Below are 19001 nucleotides of genomic sequence, written 5' to 3'. Positions count from 1 at the left end.
CCAGAGCCACGCAACCCACACCAACGCCGCCACGGAGAAGGCGACGGACGCGAACTGGTCGATCCCGAGGGAGCCGACACGGCGGATTCCCTGCGGCGACAACCGACGGAGGACGAGAAGTCCCACGGCGAGCGTCGGCAACGCCACGGCGGGAATCCACCAGAGTCCCGAGAGCCAGACATTGCTGCCGCCGACGAGCAGTCGAGCGGCTCCGGTGACGTTGTTGTCGGGGAAGAAGGACACGAAGAACGCGACGGCCCAGATCCCCAGGAGCGAGACCTCGCGGACCGAGAAAGGGCCCACCGCGTACGACACCGCACCCCGTGCGGCGCCGGACGTGGAGGACGTGGACGGCAGTGACACGTTGTGCGTGTTGACGTGCGAACGCGCCGACATCTGTCCGGCGGCATCGCCGTGGCCCGCTTCGCGGTGACCGGTGTCGTCGCCCAGGTCGGCGTCCTCGTCGTCGACGTCACGCGAGTCCGCGCGGTCGTTCACGTCCGGGACGTCCCCGGTGGGCCCATCGGATACGGGCGTGTCGGTCTCTCCCTCGTCGACGGCGGAGGAGGGGGATGCCATGGACGAGCGCGCGAGGCGCGGACCGGACACCTCCCGGGCACCGGCCGATTGCGGTTCGTCGCCCGAGGGGCCCATGTGCGCGACGGATTCGTCAGTGCGGTCGGTCACGATCTTCCTTTCCGAGGGCACGAGAGCGCCCCGTACGGTTTTCGAGCGTGTCGCGCCGGCACCTCACGGACACCGGTGCGCGACCTCGCGCGTGTCAGCCCAGGCAGTTGGGCCCGAGCAGTCCCTTCAACTCACCGAAGAGGTCGGCGGTCACGCGAACGGGCAAAGGCACCTCGAAGACCTTTGCCGTCCCACCTTTGTGAAGCTTGAGAAGCACCTCCGTATCGCCCGCATGCCGCTGCAGCGTCTGAGCGAGCTCCCCGATCAGGGCTTCGTTGGCGCGCTGCTCCGGGACGACGAGCGTCAGGCCGCTCGCCGCGTCCATTCCCTCGAGGTCGGGGGCGAAGGCGGACTGCGCGTGCAGGTTCAGCCCGTCGTCTCGGCGGGACACGCGGCCGCGCACGACGAGGATCGAGTCGCCCTGGAGGATCGGAGCGAACTCGGCGTAGGTCTTGCCCATGAACATCACGGTGACCTCGCCGTTGAAATCCTCGACGGTCACCATGCCGTAGGGATTTCCGCTCTGTTTGGCCACGCGGTGCTGCACGCTGGTCAGCAGACCCGCGACCGTCACCTGATCGCCGTCCTGCACGTCTTCCGACGAGAGCAGATCGTGGATCGAGGTCGACGCGTGCTTCGCGAGCGGGACCTCGAGGCCCGCCAGAGGATGATCCGAGACGTAGAGCCCCAACATCTCGCGCTCGAACGCGAGCTTGTCCTTCTTCGTCCATTCGGGCCGGTCCGGGACCTTCGACACCTGCTGCGGCTCGTCCCACAGCGAGTCGAAGTCGAAACCCACCTCGCCGTTGGCTTCGCGCCTCTTGTCGCTCACGGCCCCTTCGCACGCGTCCTCGTGGATCTCGAGGAGTGCCCGACGAGTGGAGCCGAGCGAGTCGAAGGCGCCGGCCTTGATCAGCGACTCGACCGTGCGCTTGTTGGCGACGTGCATGGGCACCTTCGCCAGGAAGTCGTGGAACGAGGCGTACTTGGCATCCTGCCGGGCTGCGACGATCCCGTCAACGACGTTGGCGCCGACGTTGCGCACCGCTCCGAGGCCGAAGCGGATGTCTTCGCCGACGGCGGCGAAGAAACGGATCGACTCGTTGACGTCGGGGGGCAGCACCCTGATGCCCATGCGGCGGCACTCGTTGAGGTAGACGGCCATCTTGTCTTTGGAGTCGCCGACGCTCGTCAGCAGTGCGGCCATGTATTCGGCGGGATAGTGCGCCTTGAGGTACGCCGTCCAGTACGACACGAGCCCGTAGGCGGCCGTGTGCGCCTTGTTGAACGCGTAGTCGGCGAACGACTCGAGCACTTTCCACAGCGTCTGCTGAGCGACCTCGCCGTAGCCGCGCTCGGTCATCCCGCCGAAGAAGATCTCTTTCTGCTTGTCGAGCTCGCTCTTCTTCTTCTTGCCCATCGCACGGCGCAGCAGGTCGGCCTGACCGAGCGTGTACCCGGCGACGCGCTGGGCGACGGCCATCACCTGCTCCTGATAGACGATCAGGCCGTAGGTGGTGTCGAGGATGTCGGCCAGCGGCTCTTCGAGCTCGGGATGGATCGGCTCGATCTCCTGCTGCTTGTTCTTTCGCAGTGCGTAGTTGATGTGCGAGTTCACGCCCATCGGACCCGGGCGATAAAGGGCCAGCACGGCCGAGATGTCCTCGAAGTTGTCGGGGCGCATGAGGCGCAGCAGAGAGCGCATGGGCCCGCCGTCGAGCTGGAACACGCCGAGCGTGTCGCCCCGCGCGAGCAGCTCGTAGGATGCCGCATCGTCGAGCTCGAGGTCTTCCAGCACGAGTGGATGACCCCGGTTGGCCTCGATGTTGTCGAGCGCGTCGTTGATGATCGTGAGGTTGCGCAGCCCCAGGAAGTCCATCTTGATCAGGCCGAGCGACTCGCACGCGGGGTAGTCGAACTGCGTGACGATCTGGCCGTCCTGCTCGCGACGCATGATCGGGATGATGTCGATGAGCGGCTCGCTCGACATGATCACACCGGCCGCGTGCACGCCCCACTGGCGCTTGAGGTTCTCGAGCCCGAGGGCCGTGTCGAACACGGTCTTCGCCTCGGCGTCGGTCTCGATGAGGGTGCGGAACTCGCTCGCCTCTTTGTAGCGCGGGTGCTCGGGGTTGAACATGCCGTCCAGCGGCATGTCTTTGCCCATCACGGCGGGGGGCATGGCCTTCGTGAGCTTGTCGCCCATGCTGAAGGGGAAACCGAGCACACGCCCGGCGTCTTTCAGCGCCTGCTTGGCCTTGATCGTGCCGTACGTGACGATCTGCGCGACGCGCTCGTCGCCGTACTTCTCGGTCACGTACTGGATGACCTCGCCACGGCGACGGTCGTCGAAGTCGACGTCGAAGTCGGGCATCGAGACGCGGTCGGGGTTGAGGAACCGCTCGAAGATGAGGCCGTGCTGCAGCGGATCGAGATCGGTGATCTTCATCGCGTAGGCGACCATCGAGCCGGCGCCCGAACCGCGACCGGGACCGACGCGGATGCCGTTGTTCTTGGCCCAGTTGATGAAGTCGGCGACGACGAGGAAGTAGCCGGGGAACCCCATCTGCAGGATGACGTCGGTCTCGTACTCGGCCTGCTTGCGCACCGCGTCGGGAATGCCGCCCGGGTAGCGGTCCTGCAGGCCGTTCTCGACCTCTTTGATCATCCAACTGCCCTCGGTCTCGCCGGGCGGCACCGGGAAGCGCGGCATGTAGTTGGCCGAAGTGTCGAACTCGACGTTGCACCGCTCCGCGATGAGCAGCGTGCTGTCGCACGCCTCGGGGTGGTCGCGGAAGACCTGGCGCATCTCGGCGGGCGACTTGACGTAGTAGCCGTCGCCGTCGAACTTGAAGCGCTTGGGGTCGTCGAGCGTCGAGCCCGACTGCACGCAGAGGAGGGCGGCATGGCTCGTCGCGTCGTGCTGGTGCGTGTAGTGCAGGTCGTTGGTACCGACGAGGGGGATGCCGAGGTCTTTCGAGATCTTCAACAGGTCGCCCATGACCCGGCGCTCGATCGACAACCCGTGGTCCATGATCTCGGCGAAGTAGTTGTCTTTGCCGAAGATGTCTTGGAACTCTGCCGCCGCGGCACGGGCCGCCTCGTACTGGCCCAGGCGCAGACGCGTCTGCACCTCTCCGGACGGACACCCGGTCGTCGCGATCAGTCCCTTGCTGTAGGTCTGCAGCAGCTCGCGGTCCATGCGCGGCTTGAAGTAGTAGCCCTCCATGCTCGCCTTGGACGAAAGCCGGAAGAGATTGTGCATTCCCTCGGTCGTCTCGGACAGCAGGGTCATGTGCGTGTATGCACCCGAACCCGAGACGTCGTCGCTCTGCTGCTCGGGCGTGCCCCAGCGCACGCGCGTCTTGTCGGAGCGGTGTGTTCCCGGCGTGACGTAGGCCTCGATACCGATGATCGGCTTGATGCCCGCGTCTCTCGCGGTCTTGTAGAACTCGAACGCGGCGAAGGTGTTGCCGTGGTCGGTGACGGCGATCGCGGGCATGCCCTGCTTGACGGCCTCTTGCACCATCGGACCGATGCGTGCGGCTCCGTCGAGCATCGAATACTCGCTGTGCACGTGAAGGTGAACGAAGGAGTCTGCTGCCACGGGACGAGTCTACGTTCGGCCTCCGACATCGCGTCCCGAAGTTCAGAGCGGACCCCCAGGTGCCACCCGCGCGTCGCGGACGGCACGCTCATGCTCATGGTCGGGCTCGAATCGACTCGGCTACGGTGGGCGCGTGCCCACGCCAGACTTCGTCCTCGAACTCCGCCGCCTCGTCGGCACCCGCCCCCTGCCGCTGGTCGGCGTGACCGCCGTGGTCGTGCGTGACGACGTCGTCCTGCTCGGACGGCGCAGTGACAACGGCCGCCTGACCCCGATCACCGGGATCGTCGACCCCGGAGAAGAGCCCGCGGATGCCGCTGTCCGCGAGGCCGCGGAGGAAGCCGGTGTGCGCATCCGTGCCGACCGGCTCGCCTGGGTGCACCAGATTCCCCGCGTGACCTACGCCAACGGCGACCAGAGCGACTACCTCGATCTCGTCTTCACCTGCACGTGGCTGTCCGGTGAGCCCGAGCCCGTCGACGGCGAGATGACCGAGGTCGGATGGCATCCGATCGCCGGCCTCGACGAGCTTCTGGACGACGAGATGCACGCTCGCGTCCGCGCGGGCCTCACCGCCGGGCCGGCGCGATTCGAGCAGAACTCCTCGCCCGCGTGACGGAAGTCAGAATCCGTCGCGGAGGATCTCGAGCGCATGCTCGAGGTCGGCGGGGTACGCCGACTCGAAGCTGACCCACTCCCCCGTCGCCGGGTGGGTGAAGGCGAGCCGGTGGGCGTGGAGCCACTGACGCTCGAGTCCCAGACGGGCGGAGAGCGTGGGGTCGGCGCCGTACAGGGGGTCGCCGACACAGGGATGCCGATGAGCCGCCATGTGCACGCGGATCTGATGCGTGCGCCCGGTCTCGAGGTGGATCTCGAGGAGCGACGCGCGAGGGAACGCCTCGAGCGTCTCGTAGTGGGTCACCGAGTCTTTCCCGTCGGGAACGACCGCGAACTTCCACGAGTGGTGCGGATGACGCCCGATCGGCGCGTCGATGGTTCCCGACAGCGGATCGGGGTGCCCCTGAACGACCGCGTGATAGATCTTGTCGACCTCGCGCTCCTTGAACGCGCTCTTCAAGAGCGTGTAGGCGCGTTCGGTCTTGGCCACGACCATCAGACCGCTCGTCCCGGCATCGAGCCGGTGGACCACGCCGCGGCGCTCGGCCGGCCCGCTCGTGGCGATGCGGAACCCCGCCGCGGCGAGGGCTCCGAGCACGGTCGGCCCCTCCCACCCCACGGAGGGATGAGCGGCCACACCCGCGGGCTTGTCGACGACGACGATGTCATCGTCGTCCCAGACGATGCCGAGGTCGGCGACTTCGACGGGCACGATCTCGGGCTCGCGCTTCGGTTCCCACTCCACGCTCAACCACCCGCCGCCGCGGAGACGGTCGGAGCGAGCGACGGAGCGCCCATCGACGCTCACCCCGCCCGCGTCGGCGATCTCCGCAGCGAAGGTCCGCGAGAAGCCGAGCATCTTCGCCAGCGCCTGGTCGACGCGCGTTCCATCGAGCCCGTCGGGAACGGGAAGGTGTCGCGACTCCATGTCAGCGGGAACCGGGGTCGGTCGCGGCGTCGACGCTGTCGTCGGGCGCGGCGGCACCGGCAGCGCGGGAGGCCCGCGTCTCGCGCGTGCCGTCGAGACGGAGGCCGAAGAGAACCAGCAGCGCGACGGAGATCATCATGGAAACGATGAACACATCGGCGACGTTGTAGATCGCCGGCATCATCCACGGGGTCGAGATGAAGTCGACGACGTGGCCGACGGGGAAGCCGGGTTCGCGGAAGAGCCTGTCGCTCAGGTTGCCCAGCACTCCGCCGAGCAGGAGACCCAGCACGACCGCCCACAGCCGCGAGCGGACCCGCGTGACCGCGAGGAAGAGGATGACACACGCCACGACCGCCAGGGCGATCGTGAAGATCCAGGTGACTCCCTCGCCGAGCGAGAAAGCGGCCCCGGGGTTTCGCACGAGGTACAGCTGGAACGCCTCGCCGATGACGGGGACGACGCGCTCGGGAGGGAGGTTCTCGATGGCGATCATCTTCGCCAACTGGTCGGCGGCCAGCACCACCACCGCGAGGATCGCGATGAGGATGCCGGCCGCCGCCGAACGCAGGGGAGGTCGACTGCGCAAAGAGTCGGCCTACAGACCGATCGCCGACACGGGCGTCGAGCCAGAGGACGACGCGGTGGTGTCGAGGTCGCGGAGCTGACCCTCGATGTAGGAGCGGAGCTGCGAGCGGTAGTCGCGCTCGAAGTTGCGCAGCTCGGTGATGCGACCCTCGAGGGTGACGCGCTCCTTCTCGAGACGGGCGCGCTCTTCGCGGCCCTTCTGCTCGGCCTCGGCGACGATGGACGCCGCCTGCGCCTGAGCCTCGCTGATGAGCTGGTCGCGCTGGGCCTTACCCTCGGCGACGTGCTCGTCGTGCAGGCGCTGAGCCAGCTCGATGATGCCGGCGCTCTGCGCGGCGGGAGCAGCGTCGGCCTCGACCGCGGGGGCCTCCGGAGCCGCTGCGGGCGCCTCGGCGACGACCGGCTCTTCGACCTTGGGCGCCTCGGCCGCGGGGGCCGCGGCCACCGGGGCCGCCTCGCCGGACTCGAACGCGGCGAGCTTCGCCTTCAGCTCTTCGTTCTCGGCGATCGTCTTGCGCCACTCGACGACGATCTCGTCGAGGAAGTCGTCGACCTCATCGGGGTCGAAACCCTCCTTGAAGCGCACGTGCTGGAACTGCTTGGTGACGACGTCATCGGGGGTCAGTGCCATGGTGTTTCCTCTTTCGAGAGCTCTGAGTTGGAACTGTTGGGGGTGTCGCACCGGGGCGTACCGCTTCGGAACAGCATAGCCGCCGCCCTCGACCGGTGTCGAAGGCGGCGGCGATCGAGGTCACAAGGCCGAGAGGGACCGCGTGACGCTCAGCAGGAGGAAGCATAGGAACATGGTGATCGCGAATCCGAAATCGAACGCGATCCCCCCGATGCGTAGGGGCGGGATGAAGCGACGGATCAGTCTGATCGGAGGATCGGTCACCGTGTACACGATCTCGGCGATCACGAGAACAGCGCCGCGAGGGCGCCACTCCCGGTTGAACATCGGGATGTACTCGAGCACGAGGCGCGCGAGCAGCAGCACGATGTAGATGAAGAGGAGCGCACTGAGGATCGAGCCGACCAGGCTCAGGACGGCCACGATCGCTTACTGAGGCGCGAAGGGCGCGACCTCGGGGTCGGCCTGCGCGATCGCACCGTCTCCGGAGACGGCGATGTTCTCGGGCGAGAGCAGGAAGACCTTGCTCGTGACCCGTTCGATGCGTCCGTAGAGACCGAGCGACAGTCCGCTCGCGAAGTCGATCAGACGACGCGCGTCGGCGTCGCTCATCTGCGACAGGTTGATGATGACCGGAATCCCCTCGCGGAAGTTCTCGGCGATCGTCTGCGCGTCGCGGTACTGCTTGGGGTGCACCGTCAGGATCTCACTGACCGGACCGGCAGCGGGCTGACGCACCACGGCGGGCCGATGCAGGGGGGTCACGGGAGCAGCCTTCTCGATCGGCGCGGTCTGCTGCGGCTGCTGCTTGCGCGCGGCCGGCTGCGGCGCAGGCTCGTCATAGGTCTCCTCCTCATCGGCGAGTCCCAGGTAAACCATCGTCTTCTTGAGCGGGTTCGACATCGCATCCTCCGTTCGCTCGTCTGTGTCGAGGCTATCCGCGTACGGGCCTCGGACCCGTGATTGCCGATCCGATCCGTAGGTGTGTCGCACCCATTGCGATCGCTTCGGGGAAGTCGCCGGTCATCCCCGCCGAGATCCATGTCGCTTCCGGGACGACCGTGCGCACGACGTCCGCGCTCCGACGAAGACGCTCGAAGGCGTGAGTGGGGTCCTCGTCGAGCGGTGCCACCGCCATCACACCCCGGACACGCAGCGACGCCAGTCCCGCGACGTGGGCGGCAAGGGCTTCCACGTCACCCGGAGCGACTCCCCCGCGCCCGGCGTCGTCCGTCAGGTTCACCTGCAGCAGCACGTCGAGCGGATCGCCCGAGCCCGCGGCATCCAGAGCATCGGCGATGCGCGAACGATCGACGGAGTGGACCACGTCGGCTGCGGCGCGGACGGCCCGCGCCTTGTTCGTCTGGGCCTGCCCGATGAAGTGCCAGCGGAGGTCGGGAAGGCTCGCCAGCTCATCGTGTTTGACCGTCAGCTCTTGCTGTCGATTCTCGCCGACGTCGCGGACGCCCAGCGCGTGCAGGTCGCGAACGAGGGAGGCCGGGTGGAATTTCGTCACGACGATGCGCGTGATGCCGGCGAGATCGCGGCCCGCCGCGCGGGCGGCATCCGCGATGCGAGCATCGACGTCGGCGAGGCGATCGGCGAGGGCGCTGGGCATGGGTCTCCTTCACGACGAGAGCGGGCCCGGTGAAGACCGGACCCGCTGCACTGCTCACTCGTGCTTACTTGAGGAAGTCCGGCACGTCGAGGTCGTCGTCGGCGTATCCCCCGTCGTACGAGGACTCGGGGACGTGGGCCGCGACGGGCGCGGGCTCGGGCTTGCGCTCGGGGGCACGCTCCGTCGAGGCCTTCTGCTCCTCGGCCGCGTGCAGGTCGCGCGCCACGTCGTCGGCGGGGATGACGGGGACGACGGGAGCCGAGACGGAGCGCTGGGCGCCGACCGCGTCGATGCGCAGCGACGGTTCTCCCCCGTCGAAGCCGGCGGCGATGACCGTGACGCGGACCTCGTCGCCGAGCGTGTCGTCGATGACCGTACCGAAGATGATGTTCGCCTCGGGGTGCGCCGCTTCCTTGACGAGCTGTGCGGCGTCGTTGATCTCGAAGATGCCGAGGTTCGAGCCACCCTGGATCGACAGCAGCACGCCGTGCGCTCCCTCGATCGACGCCTCGAGGAGGGGCGATTCGACGGCGAGCTCGGCGGCCTTGATGGCGCGATCCGCGCCACGGGCCGAGCCGATGCCCATGAGTGCCGACCCCGCTCCCTGCATGACGCTCTTGACGTCGGCGAAGTCGAGGTTGATCAGACCCGGGGTCGTGATGAGGTCGGTGATGCCCTGGACGCCGGCGAGCAGCACCTGGTCAGCCGTGGCGAAGGCCTCGATCATCGAGATGCCGCGGTCGCTGATCTCGAGGAGACGGTCGTTGGGGACGACGATGAGGGTGTCGACCTCTTCCTTCAGGCGCTGGACACCGCCCTCGGCCTGGCTCTGGCGGCGACGACCCTCGAATGAGAAGGGCTTGGTCACGACACCGATGGTGAGGGCGCCGATCGACTTGGCGATCTTGGCGACGACGGGAGCGCCACCGGTTCCGGTGCCGCCGCCCTCGCCCGCCGTCACGAAGACCATGTCGGCACCGCGGAGCGCCTCCTCGATCTCTTCGGCGTGGTCCTCGGCGGCGCGACGGCCCACCTCGGGATCCGCACCCGCGCCCAGGCCGCGCGTCAGTTCGCGGCCGACGTCGAGCTTGACGTCGGCGTCGCTCATGAGCAGCGCCTGCGCGTCGGTGTTGATCGCGATGAACTCCACGCCGCGCAGGCCGAGCTCGATCATGCGGTTGACGGCGTTGACGCCGCCCCCGCCCACACCGACGACCTTGATCACGGCGAGGTAGTTCTGGTTGTGGCTCATGCCGGCCTCCGTTTGTCCCCGAACCCGAAACTCTAAACCTCATGTTGAAGGTTAAAGAATTGCCCGGTATGCAATTCCTTGACTCGAAAGTAGGCGGCGTTGTCGTCGCCGCCCGGTCGACACGCGGCGTGTCCGAGGATCGCTCCCGAGATCAGCGGATGACGCCGGCTTCGGGCGACGTCACGTCGTACTCGCGGGTGCTGTCGGGCGGGCTCTTCTGCATCAGCAGGTCGAGAACCCGGGCCTTCTCGGGCGAGCGGTCGGCGCTCCCCCACATCACGCGGGTGCCGGTCGCACCGAGGGTGAGGGTCACGTCGTCCGGTGTCGTCGCGGACACCGCGGTGACCTGCGAACGGATGCCGTCGGGCAGCGCGCGCATCACGCGTCCGGCCGCGCGGAACGGCTCGGACGATGTGCCGGCCGGAATGTCGAGCACCGGCTGCCCGGCCGGCGCCTGGGGAGTCGTGGAGAGGACGACGCCCGCCGCATCGACGACGGTGAAGCCGGCCGCGGTCTGCACGACGCCGATGGGCGTGCGCTCCACGATGCGGACGACGAGGTCGTGCGGGGGCTGCGCCTCGAGCGTGTACGACTCCACGAGGGGGAAGCGCACCAGGGCGGCCTTGATCTTGCTGTCGTCGATGAGAGCGAGCGGAGTCCCGACCTGATCGCTGAGCGCTTCGGTGACCGCGGCCGCGTCGAGCTGCGACGTTCCCACCACGTCGACGCGCTCGAGGGCGAACAGCGGGCTGTAGGCGGCCCCCACGGTCGCCACGACCATCACCGCGACGGAGACGCCGACCCCGATCCAGATCCGTCGACGACGGCGCTGACGCACCGTGAACCGGCGGACCTCGGCTCGCAGCGCGCGGCGCCGTGCGCGCGAGGCGCGCCAGACATCGCGGAGGCCGGTCCCGGTCTCCTCCGCCGGGGGCGCGGCATCCGGGATCGTCTCGTCTCCTCGCCCGACCGGGGCGATCAAGGGGACGACAGGCGCGGTCGCCCCGTCCGCATCGGGCAAGGCCGGCTCGACGCGCGCCGTGGGCACCTCGGCCGGGCGGGCGCGCCGCTCCGGCGGCGAGGGCAGGGGCGAGGGCCGCTCCACGCTCAGACCGCCGCGGCCTCGGTGCGCGAGAGCGCTTCGAGCACCTGCGGGATGATCTGATACACGTTCCCGCAGCCCAGCGTGATGACGTAATCTCCGGGCCGGGCGATGCGGGCCGTGTAGTCGGCGGCCGCCTGCCAGTCGGGGACGTAGTGCACGTGCTCGGGATCGGTGAAAGCCCCGCTGACGAGCTCGCCGGTGACTCCGGGCACCGGATCCTCTCGCGCACCGTAGACGTCGAGCATGACCGTGTGGTCGGCGTGGGTCTCGAGGACCTCCGCGAACTCGCGGTACATCTCCTGCGTACGCGAGTACGTGTGCGGCTGCTGGATCGCGATGATGCGTCCCTCCCCCACGACCGTGCGCGCGGCCGAGAGGGCTGCGGCGACCTCCGTGGGGTGGTGTGCGTAGTCGTCGTAGACGCTGACGCCCTGCGCGACGCCGTGCAGCTCGAAGCGCCGGACCGTCCCGCCGAAGCCCGCGACCGCGCGGGCGGCATCGGTGAGCGAGTGTCCGAGCACGCGCAGGACCGCGACGGCACCGGCCGCGTTGACGGCGTTGTGCGCCCCCGGGACCCGCAGCTGCACGTCGACGCTCTCGCCGTCGGCTGTCAGCGTGAAGGCGACGGGACCGTCGGTCCGGATGCCGCTCAGCCGGACGTCGGCGGTCGCGTCCTCGCCGAAGGTCACGACGTTCACGTGCGTGATGCGCTCCCGCACGTCGCGGGCACCCGCGTCGTCGGCGGAGATCACAACGGCTTCGCTCGCGGCATCCGCGAATCGGGCGAACGCGGCGTCGAACGCGTCGCGCGAGCCGTAGTGGTCGAGGTGATCGGGGTCGACGTTCGTGATGAGTGCGACGGCGGTGTCGTAGAGCTCGAAGGTGCCGTCGGACTCGTCCGCCTCGATGACGACGAGGTCGTCGGAGCCCGTGCCGCTCGAGGCACCGAGGTCGGCGATCACGCCACCGTTGACGAAAGTGGGGTCGACCTCGAGCGCGCGCAGCGCCGTGACGATCATGCCGGTCGATGTCGTCTTGCCGTGCGCCCCGGCGACCGAGACGAGGCGGCGGCCGCCGATGAGCCAGTGCAGCGCCTGCGAGCGGTGGATGACGTGCAGCCCGCGCTCCTTGGCGGTGACGAACTCGGGGTTCTCGGGCCAGATCGCACCCGTGTGAACGACCGTGTCGGCGTCTCCCAGGTGCGCGGCGTCGTGACCGACGTACACGGTCGCACCGCGAGCGGCGAGGTCCCGCAAGGCGGCGCTGTCGGCGCGGTCGGAACCGGAGACCCGGATGCCGCGGTCGAGGAACATGCGGGCGAGCCCGGACATGCCCGAACCGCCCACGCCGATGAAGTGCGCGGAGGTGATGGTCTCGGGGATGGGGAGGCTCAGGTCGGGTCTGATCATGGCGTCTGCGAGTTTACGTCGCGGATCCTGCGTGCGAGCCCCGGCGCGCCCGTCAGCGCGTCAGGGCCTCGTCGATCATCGCGATGACGTTCTCGGTGCCGGCGCGAGTGCCGGCGCGGGCGGCTGCGGCGCGCATGGCGTCGCGTCCCGCGTCGTCGCGCAGCAGCGGCACGATCTCGGAACGGACGCGATCGGGGGTGAACTCGGCATCGGGAATCAGGCGAGCCGCTCCCGCACGCACGGCTGCGGCGGCGTTCAGGCTCTGCTCACCGTTGCCCACGGCGTACGGCACGTACACCGCCGGGATACCCAGCGCACTGATCTCGCTGACGGTCGCGGCACCCGAGCGCGAGACGATGAAATCCGCGAGCGCGAAGGCCAGGTCCATCCGATCGACGTAGCGGACGACCGCGTACCCGGCGGCACCGGGGTCGGGCAGGTCGGAGTTCTGCCCCGTCACGTGCAGGAGCTGCCAACCCGCGTCGAGCACGTCGCGCCAGGCTCCGCCGAACGCCGTGTTCAGGCGCAACGCCCCGAGCGAGCCGCCGAAGACGAGGAGAGTGGGGCGGGTGGCATCCAGACCGAAGTGACGAGCCGCCTCGTCGCGGAGAGCGTGCGCGTCGAGGTCGACGATCTCGCGCCGCAGGGGCATGCCGACGACCCGCGAACCGCGCAGGGGCGTGCCCTCGAACGCCACGCCCACCCCGGAGGCGCCGCGGGCTCCCAGGACGTTCGCGAGCCCCGGCTTGGCGTTGGCTTCGTGGACGACGAAGGGAATTCGCTCACGGCGCGCGGCCACGTACGCGGGGGCGGCGGCGTATCCCCCGAAGCCCACGACCACGTCGACCCGGCGCTCGCGGATCATCTGCCGGACCTCGGCGACCGCACGGAGGAACCGACCGGGAAAGCGCACCGCGGCGGCGTTCGGACGCCGAGGGAAGGGAACCTTGTCGACGAACAGGAGCTCGTAGCCGCGCAATGGCACGAGACGAGCCTCGAGGCCCTCGCGCGTCCCGAGGACGAGGACCTCGTCGGAGGCGTCGCGAGCGCGCAGACCGTCCGCGACGGCGAGCAGGGGGTTCACGTGCCCGGCGGTGCCGCCGCCGGCCAGAAGAGTGGTCGTCACTCGTTCGAGCCTAAACGTCAGCGGCGTCGGGCTGCGCGCGCGGGGGCCGCGGGCGTCTTGGAGCGGCGGTCGGGCAGCGTCCGCGCGCACGACAACAGGACGCCGCACGCGATGAGCACCGACAGCAGCGACGTGCCGCCCTGCGACATGAACGGCAGCGGGACGCCGAGCACCGGGAAGATGCGCAGCACGACGCCGATGTTCACGAGCGCCTGCCCGACGATCCAGAGGGTGATCGCGCCGGCGACGATGCGCACGAAGGTGTCATCGGTGCGACGGATGATGTGGAACGCGCCGACCGCGAACAGCGCGAACAGCAGCAGGACCACGAGGCATCCGATCAGACCGAGCTCTTCGCCGATGATCGCGAAGATGTAGTCGTTCGCTGCCGCCGGGAGCCAGTCGTACTTCTCTTTCGAGTTGCCGAGGCCGAGCCCCAGAAGCCCCCCGCTCGCGAGACCCCAGATCCCGTGCAGGGACTGATAGCACGAGGTGTAGTAGCAGGAGGCGTCGTCGGGGTTGAACAGGCTCGTGATACGCGCCATGCGGTTCTCGCTGCCGACCGCCGAGGCGAGGACCACCCCCACCGACAGCACGGCGGGGACGATGAACATGCGGAGCTTGATCCCGGCGAAGAACAGGGCGCCGAGCACCACGAGGACGAGGATCATCACCGTGCCGAGGTCTTTTCCCCCGAGCACGGTCCCGATGACGAGGACGGCCACCGGCACGACCGGGATGAACACGTGCTTCCACGCGGTCAGCAGACGGCGTTTGCGGTAGAGCACCGCACCCATCCACAGGGCGAGCGCGAGCTTCAGGAACTCGGCGGGCTGGAACTGGAACCCGGCGATCTGCACCCAGTTGCGGTTTCCGTACGACTCGATGCCGAGGCCCGGCACGTAGACCAGAAGCTGGAACAGCGTCGCGAAGATCAGGACCGGCCAGGCGATCTTCTTCCAGAACGCCATCGGTGCGCGACTCAGGGCGAACATCAGAGGGATGCCGACCACGGCGAAGACGCCCTGTTTCAGGACGTGATCGAAGGGGTTCTGCCCGCCGTCGAGAGCCGAGGTCGCCGACAGCACCATCACGAGCCCGAAACCCGTGAGCAGGAGGGCAGCCGACGTGATCAGCAGGAACTCGGTCGAGACCGGGCGGAAAGCACGGCCCAGGGACACGCGCGCGGCGAGACCGGGGGTGGAGGGCTCGTCGGGAGTCTGCCGGGGCGGCGGGGCCGTCGTGGTCACTCGCATCCCCCTCAGAGCTGTCGGGTCGTTCCGTCTTCGTTCGCGAGCCATGCCCGCACCGCGTCGGCGAATCGCTCACCGCGGTCGGAGTACGACGCGAACTGGTCGAAGGACGCCGCCGCCGGGGCGAGGAGCACGGTGTCCCCGTCCTGCGCGACGCCCGCCGCCAGTTCGACGACGCGTGTCATGACGTCCTCAGTCTCGGTGTGGTCGACCTCGAAAACCGGCACCTCGGGGGCGTGTCGCTCGAACGCCGTCACGACGGCCGCCCGCTCCGTGCCGATGATGATCGCCGCTCGGGCACGGACCCCGCGCGAACGGACGAGATCGCTGAGATCGACGCCCTTCAGCAGGCCGCCCACGATCCACACCGCGCCGGGGTACGCGGCGAGCGACGACGCCGCCGCGTGCGGGTTGGTCGCCTTGGAATCGTCGACCCACGTGACACCCGCGTGCGCGGCGACGACCTGGATGCGATGCGGGTCGAGGCGGAAGCGCTCGAGAGCGTCGTGGATGTCGGCCGGTGACACGCCGAGTGAGCGAGCGAGCGCGCTCGCGGCGAGGATGTTCGCCACCACGTGCGGCGCGGCGAGCCCGACCTCGGCCAGGTCGGCCACCGTCGTCAGCTCGAGGGCGGACGTGGCACGCTCCTCGAGGAACGCCCGATCGACCAGGATGCCGTCGACCACACCGAAGTCGCTCGGCCCGGGCACTCCCAGGTCGAAGCCGATCGCTCGAGCCCCCTCCTCGACCTCGGCGTCCTCGACCATCTCGCGCGTGGCGACGTCGGCCTTGTTGTAGACGCACGCCACGCGCGTCCGGGCGTAGACCCCCGCCTTCGCGTCACGATAGGCCTCGGCGCTGCCGTGCCATTCGAGGTGGTCGTCGGCGAGGTTGAGGCAGACCGCGGCATGCGGGGACAGAGCCTCGGGCCCGGTCTGGCGGTTGAGGTACCAGAGCTGGTGGCTCGACAGTTCGACGACGAGGGCGTCGAAGCCGTTCGGGTCGCGGACGGCGTCGAGCACGGGGGTCCCGATGTTGCCCACCGGGGCGGCGCGCAGTCCGCCCGCGACGAGCATCTCCGCGGTGAGGCGCGTCGTGGTGGTCTTGCCGTTCGTGCCGGTGATGAGGATCCAGTCGGCCGGCGAGCCGTCGGGACGCACGACCTTGTCACGCACCCGCCACGCGAGCTCGACGTCTCCCCAGAGCGGGACGGCGTTCTCGATCGCCCACCGGATGACGGGGTGCGATGGGGGGAACCCCGGGGACGCGAGCACGACCTCGGGCGCGAAGTCGACCAGTTCGGCCGGCGGTTCCGCGAGCGGTCCGACGTGGAGCCGCGCCCCGATGACGGGCAGCAGGCGCGCGTACTCCTCGTCGGCCTTCTCGGTGACCACGAGAACCTCGGCGCCGAGCTCGGCGAGCGTGTCGGCGGCGGAGAACCCGGTGACCGACAGACCGAGCACCGCGACGCGCAGGCCCTTCCAATCGGCGTACCAGCTCGTGAGGGTGGAGAGATCGCTCATACGCGGGAGAGCCATTCGACGTAGAAGAAGCCGACGCCGGACACCGCGAGCAGACCCGCGATGATCCACATGCGTACGACGATGGTCACCTCGGGCCATCCCCTCATCTCGAGGTGGTGGTGCAGAGGGCTCATGAGGAACAGACGTTTACCCCGCGTGATCTTGAAGTACGCGCGCTGCAGGATGACGGACCCGGAGGCGATCACGTACACGCCGGCGATGAGGATCAGCAGGAGTTCGGTACGGGTGAGGATCGCCATGGCCGCGATCACGCCACCGATCGCCATCGATCCGCAGTCGCCCATGAAGACCTTGGCCTTCGGGGCGTTCCACCAGAGGAACCCGACGAGAGCGCCGACGAACGACGCCGACACGATCGCCAGATCGAACGGATCGCGCACCGCATAGCATCCGGCCTGCACCGTGGGATCGAGGACGTCCGCGCACATCTGCTTGTTCTGCCAGAACGCCATCAGACTGTAGGCGCCTATCACGAAGATGCCGGAGCCCGCGGCGAGTCCGTCGAGTCCGTCGGCGACGTTGACCGAATTGGATGCCGCGGTGCCGATGAGCGAGATCCACGCGAGGTATAGCAGCCACCCGACGATCGGACCGAGCGCGAACAGCGACAGGACCTGGATGTCGCGGAAGATCGAGATGTATCCCGACGCCGGCGTCTGACCGAAGGCGTTGGGGAAGTTCAGCGCGACGACGGCGAACGGTACCGTCACGATGACCTGGCCCGCGATCTTGCGCCACCCCGACAGCCCGAGGCTGTTCTGCAGGCGCACCTTCATGTAGTCGTCGATGAAGCCCACGACGCCGAAGCCGAGCATGAGCCACAGGACCAGGAGTCCGGAGATCGTCGGAGGGTTGTTGCCGGCGTAGGAGCCGATGAAGTACCCGATGATCGTGCCCAGGATGAAGATCGTGCCGCCCATCGTGGGCGTTCCGCGCTTGGCCCCGTGGGAGGGGTTGTGCACGTTCTCGGGGGTGCGGATGACCTGACCCCAGCCCCACCGCCGGAACCATCGCAGGAAGACCGGCGTGAGGAAGAGGGTGAAGGCCAGCGAGATCCCCGCCGATGTCAGTAGTGATCTCACGCGAACAACTCTCCCAGACGGTCGCCGAGGAAGCGCAGGCCGGCGGAGTTCGACGACTTCACGAGCACCCGATCACCGTCACGGAGTTCGGTGGACAGATAGTCGTACGCGGCGTCGGCATCGGCGAAGAAGACCGCCTCGCCGTCCCACGATCCCTGGGCGATCGCCTCGAGGTACATGCGCCGCGCCTCGGGCCCGATCACGACGATGCGTTGGATGCGAAGGCGCACCGCCAGCAGGCCGACGCGGTCGTGCTCCTCGTCGGCGTACTCCCCCAGCTCGCTCATCGCGCCCAGGACGGCGACCGTCCGCTCCCCGGGGCCGGTGATCTGCGCGAGGGTGCGAAGCGCCGCAGCCATCGAGTCGGGGCTGGCGTTGTAGGCGTCGTTGATGATGCGGACGCGGTCGGAGCCCAGCGGCTGCATGCGCCAGCGCTCGGCGATCTCGACGGTCTCGAGGCGCGCGATCGCGTCGGCAGCGGGCACGCCGAGCGCGGTGGCGGTCGCCAGCGCGGCGAGGGCGTTCATGACGTGGTGCTCTCCGAGCACGCGCAGGGTGAGGGTGTGCGGCTCCCCGTCGACGATCAGGTCGGCGCGGGTCCCGGATGCCGAGACCTCGACGTCGACGGCGCGGACGGCCGCGCGCTCCCCCCGGCCGAACCAGCGGACGTCCTGCCCGCGGTCGCGCGCGAACGGCTCCATGGCGACGACGCGCGGATCGTCGACGTTGAGCACGGCGAGCCCGCCCTCTCGCGTGGCGTGCACGAGCTCGCTCTTGGCGTGGAAGGTGGACTCGATCCCGCCGAATCCGCCCGCGTGCGCCATGCCCACCATGAGGACGACGCCGACGTCGGGGGTGACGAGACCAGCCAGATGCGCGATGGCTCCCGGCGCGCTGGCACCGAATTCACTGACGAGGTAGCGGGTCTTCTCGGTCACGCGGAGCATCGTGAGCGGCGCGCCGACCTCGTTGTTGAACGACGCGCGCGGGGACACGGTCTCGCCCTCGTCGCTGAGGATGCGGGCGAGGAGGTTCTTCGTCGTGGTCTTACCGTTCGAGCCGGTGATCCCGATGATGCGCAGATCGCCGTTCCGCCGAACCCGGGCCACCACGTCGCGGGCGAGGTCGGACAGCGCGGCCACGGCATCCGGGACGACGATCTGGGTCACCTCGTCGTCGACCTCTCGCTCGACGATCGCGAGGACCGCACCGCGCTCGACCGCGGTGCCGACGAAGAGGTGCCCGTCGGTGGTCTCACCGGGTTTGGCGACGAAGATATCGCCCGGCTCGATGAGACGCGAGTCGGTGTCGACGAGACCCGCGACGAGGGTGTCGGGAGTGTCGCCCGCGCGGAGGACGAGACGCCCACCGACGGCGTCGGCGAGATGGGAGAGGCTCGTGGAGATCATTGCTGTGCGAACGCCCTTTCCGTGTCGCATTCGTTACCGAGACGAGACCGGCGTCGGCGGCGTCTCAGCCGAACTTGGGCAGTTCGGGGGTCGTGGTTCCGGACGGGATCACGCGATAGGTCTTGAGAACCTGCGTGAGGGCCT

General features: G+C 68.8%; 16 protein-coding genes and 1 pseudogene. 1 reads left to right on the top strand and 16 read right to left on the bottom strand.

Annotated features, from left to right (window positions below; all coding sequences use genetic code 11):
• Both P2P98_RS01370 and dnaE read right to left on the bottom strand, forming a co-directional pair.
• A pseudogene (locus P2P98_RS01370) lies at positions 1-687 on the bottom strand (hypothetical protein); the annotation flags it as partial.
• A gap of 94 nt (positions 688-781) precedes the next feature.
• A complete protein-coding gene (gene dnaE / locus P2P98_RS01365; protein WP_275796452.1) occupies positions 782-4294 on the bottom strand; it encodes a DNA polymerase III subunit alpha in 3513 nt (1170 codons plus the stop codon).
• 133 nt (positions 4295-4427) lie between these two features.
• On the opposite strand from dnaE, the gene P2P98_RS01360 reads away from it, so the two are divergent.
• Positions 4428-4910: an NUDIX domain-containing protein gene (locus tag P2P98_RS01360; RefSeq protein WP_275796451.1), complete on the top strand. Its 483-nt coding sequence runs from the start codon at positions 4428-4430 to the stop codon at positions 4908-4910.
• Positions 4911-4916: 6 nt separating this feature from the next.
• On the opposite strand, the gene P2P98_RS01355 is transcribed toward P2P98_RS01360, so the two are convergent.
• From P2P98_RS01355 to murF, 14 genes are all read right to left on the bottom strand, one after another.
• On the bottom strand, positions 4917-5840 hold the full coding sequence (locus tag P2P98_RS01355) for an RluA family pseudouridine synthase (protein WP_275796449.1): 924 nt from the start codon (positions 5838-5840) through the stop codon (positions 4917-4919).
• A gap of 1 nt (position 5841) precedes the next feature.
• Positions 5842-6429 carry a signal peptidase II gene (lspA, locus tag P2P98_RS01350; protein ID WP_275796447.1) on the bottom strand — a complete coding sequence of 196 codons (588 nt, stop codon included), beginning with the start codon at positions 6427-6429 and terminating at the stop codon, positions 5842-5844.
• Between the two features lie 9 nt (positions 6430-6438).
• The gene (locus P2P98_RS01345) at positions 6439-7059 is read right to left on the bottom strand and encodes a DivIVA domain-containing protein (protein WP_058596000.1); all 621 of its coding nucleotides are present in this window, start codon (positions 7057-7059) and stop codon (positions 6439-6441) included.
• Between the two features lie 120 nt (positions 7060-7179).
• The gene (locus tag P2P98_RS01340; RefSeq protein ID WP_058596001.1) at positions 7180-7482 is read right to left on the bottom strand and encodes a YggT family protein; all 303 of its coding nucleotides are present in this window, start codon (positions 7480-7482) and stop codon (positions 7180-7182) included.
• Positions 7483-7488: 6 nt separating this feature from the next.
• Entirely contained in the window at positions 7489-7962 is a 474-nt protein-coding gene (locus P2P98_RS01335) for a cell division protein SepF (RefSeq protein WP_058596002.1), read from the bottom strand.
• Between the two features lie 31 nt (positions 7963-7993).
• Complete coding sequence (locus tag P2P98_RS01330; RefSeq protein WP_275796442.1) at positions 7994-8677, bottom strand: YggS family pyridoxal phosphate-dependent enzyme; 684 nt, start codon at positions 8675-8677, stop codon at positions 7994-7996.
• A gap of 64 nt (positions 8678-8741) precedes the next feature.
• Positions 8742-9929, bottom strand: coding sequence for a cell division protein FtsZ (ftsZ, locus tag P2P98_RS01325; protein ID WP_275796440.1), 1188 nt, complete (start codon positions 9927-9929; stop codon positions 8742-8744).
• Positions 9930-10080: 151 nt separating this feature from the next.
• A complete protein-coding gene (locus P2P98_RS01320; RefSeq protein WP_275796438.1) occupies positions 10081-10950 on the bottom strand; it encodes an FtsQ-type POTRA domain-containing protein in 870 nt (289 codons plus the stop codon).
• Positions 10951-11036: 86 nt separating this feature from the next.
• Positions 11037-12443 (bottom strand): UDP-N-acetylmuramate--L-alanine ligase, encoded by a 1407-nt coding sequence (gene murC, locus P2P98_RS01315; RefSeq protein ID WP_275796436.1) that lies wholly within the window; start codon positions 12441-12443, stop codon positions 11037-11039.
• Between the two features lie 52 nt (positions 12444-12495).
• Positions 12496-13569 carry a UDP-N-acetylglucosamine--N-acetylmuramyl-(pentapeptide) pyrophosphoryl-undecaprenol N-acetylglucosamine transferase gene (locus tag P2P98_RS01310; protein ID WP_275796434.1) on the bottom strand — a complete coding sequence of 358 codons (1074 nt, stop codon included), beginning with the start codon at positions 13567-13569 and terminating at the stop codon, positions 12496-12498.
• A gap of 17 nt (positions 13570-13586) precedes the next feature.
• Positions 13587-14825, bottom strand: coding sequence for a putative lipid II flippase FtsW (gene ftsW / locus P2P98_RS01305; protein WP_275796432.1), 1239 nt, complete (start codon positions 14823-14825; stop codon positions 13587-13589).
• Positions 14826-14830: 5 nt separating this feature from the next.
• The gene (gene murD, locus P2P98_RS01300) at positions 14831-16345 is read right to left on the bottom strand and encodes a UDP-N-acetylmuramoyl-L-alanine--D-glutamate ligase (RefSeq protein WP_275796430.1); all 1515 of its coding nucleotides are present in this window, start codon (positions 16343-16345) and stop codon (positions 14831-14833) included.
• Entirely contained in the window at positions 16342-17448 is a 1107-nt protein-coding gene (gene mraY, locus P2P98_RS01295) for a phospho-N-acetylmuramoyl-pentapeptide-transferase (RefSeq protein ID WP_058614029.1), read from the bottom strand. The genes murD and mraY overlap by 4 nt, the downstream gene beginning before the upstream one ends.
• Positions 17445-18857: a UDP-N-acetylmuramoyl-tripeptide--D-alanyl-D-alanine ligase gene (murF, locus tag P2P98_RS01290; RefSeq protein ID WP_275796427.1), complete on the bottom strand. Its 1413-nt coding sequence runs from the start codon at positions 18855-18857 to the stop codon at positions 17445-17447. The genes mraY and murF overlap by 4 nt, the downstream gene beginning before the upstream one ends.
• Positions 18858-19001 lie beyond the last annotated feature (144 nt).

It is taken from the genome of Microbacterium sp. Kw_RZR3 (assembly GCF_029222405.1).
Classification (GTDB): Bacteria; Actinomycetota; Actinomycetes; order Actinomycetales; family Microbacteriaceae; genus Microbacterium.
The sequence above is the reverse complement of the archived record's forward strand: the minus strand, read 5'-3'. Positions and strand labels throughout refer to the sequence as shown.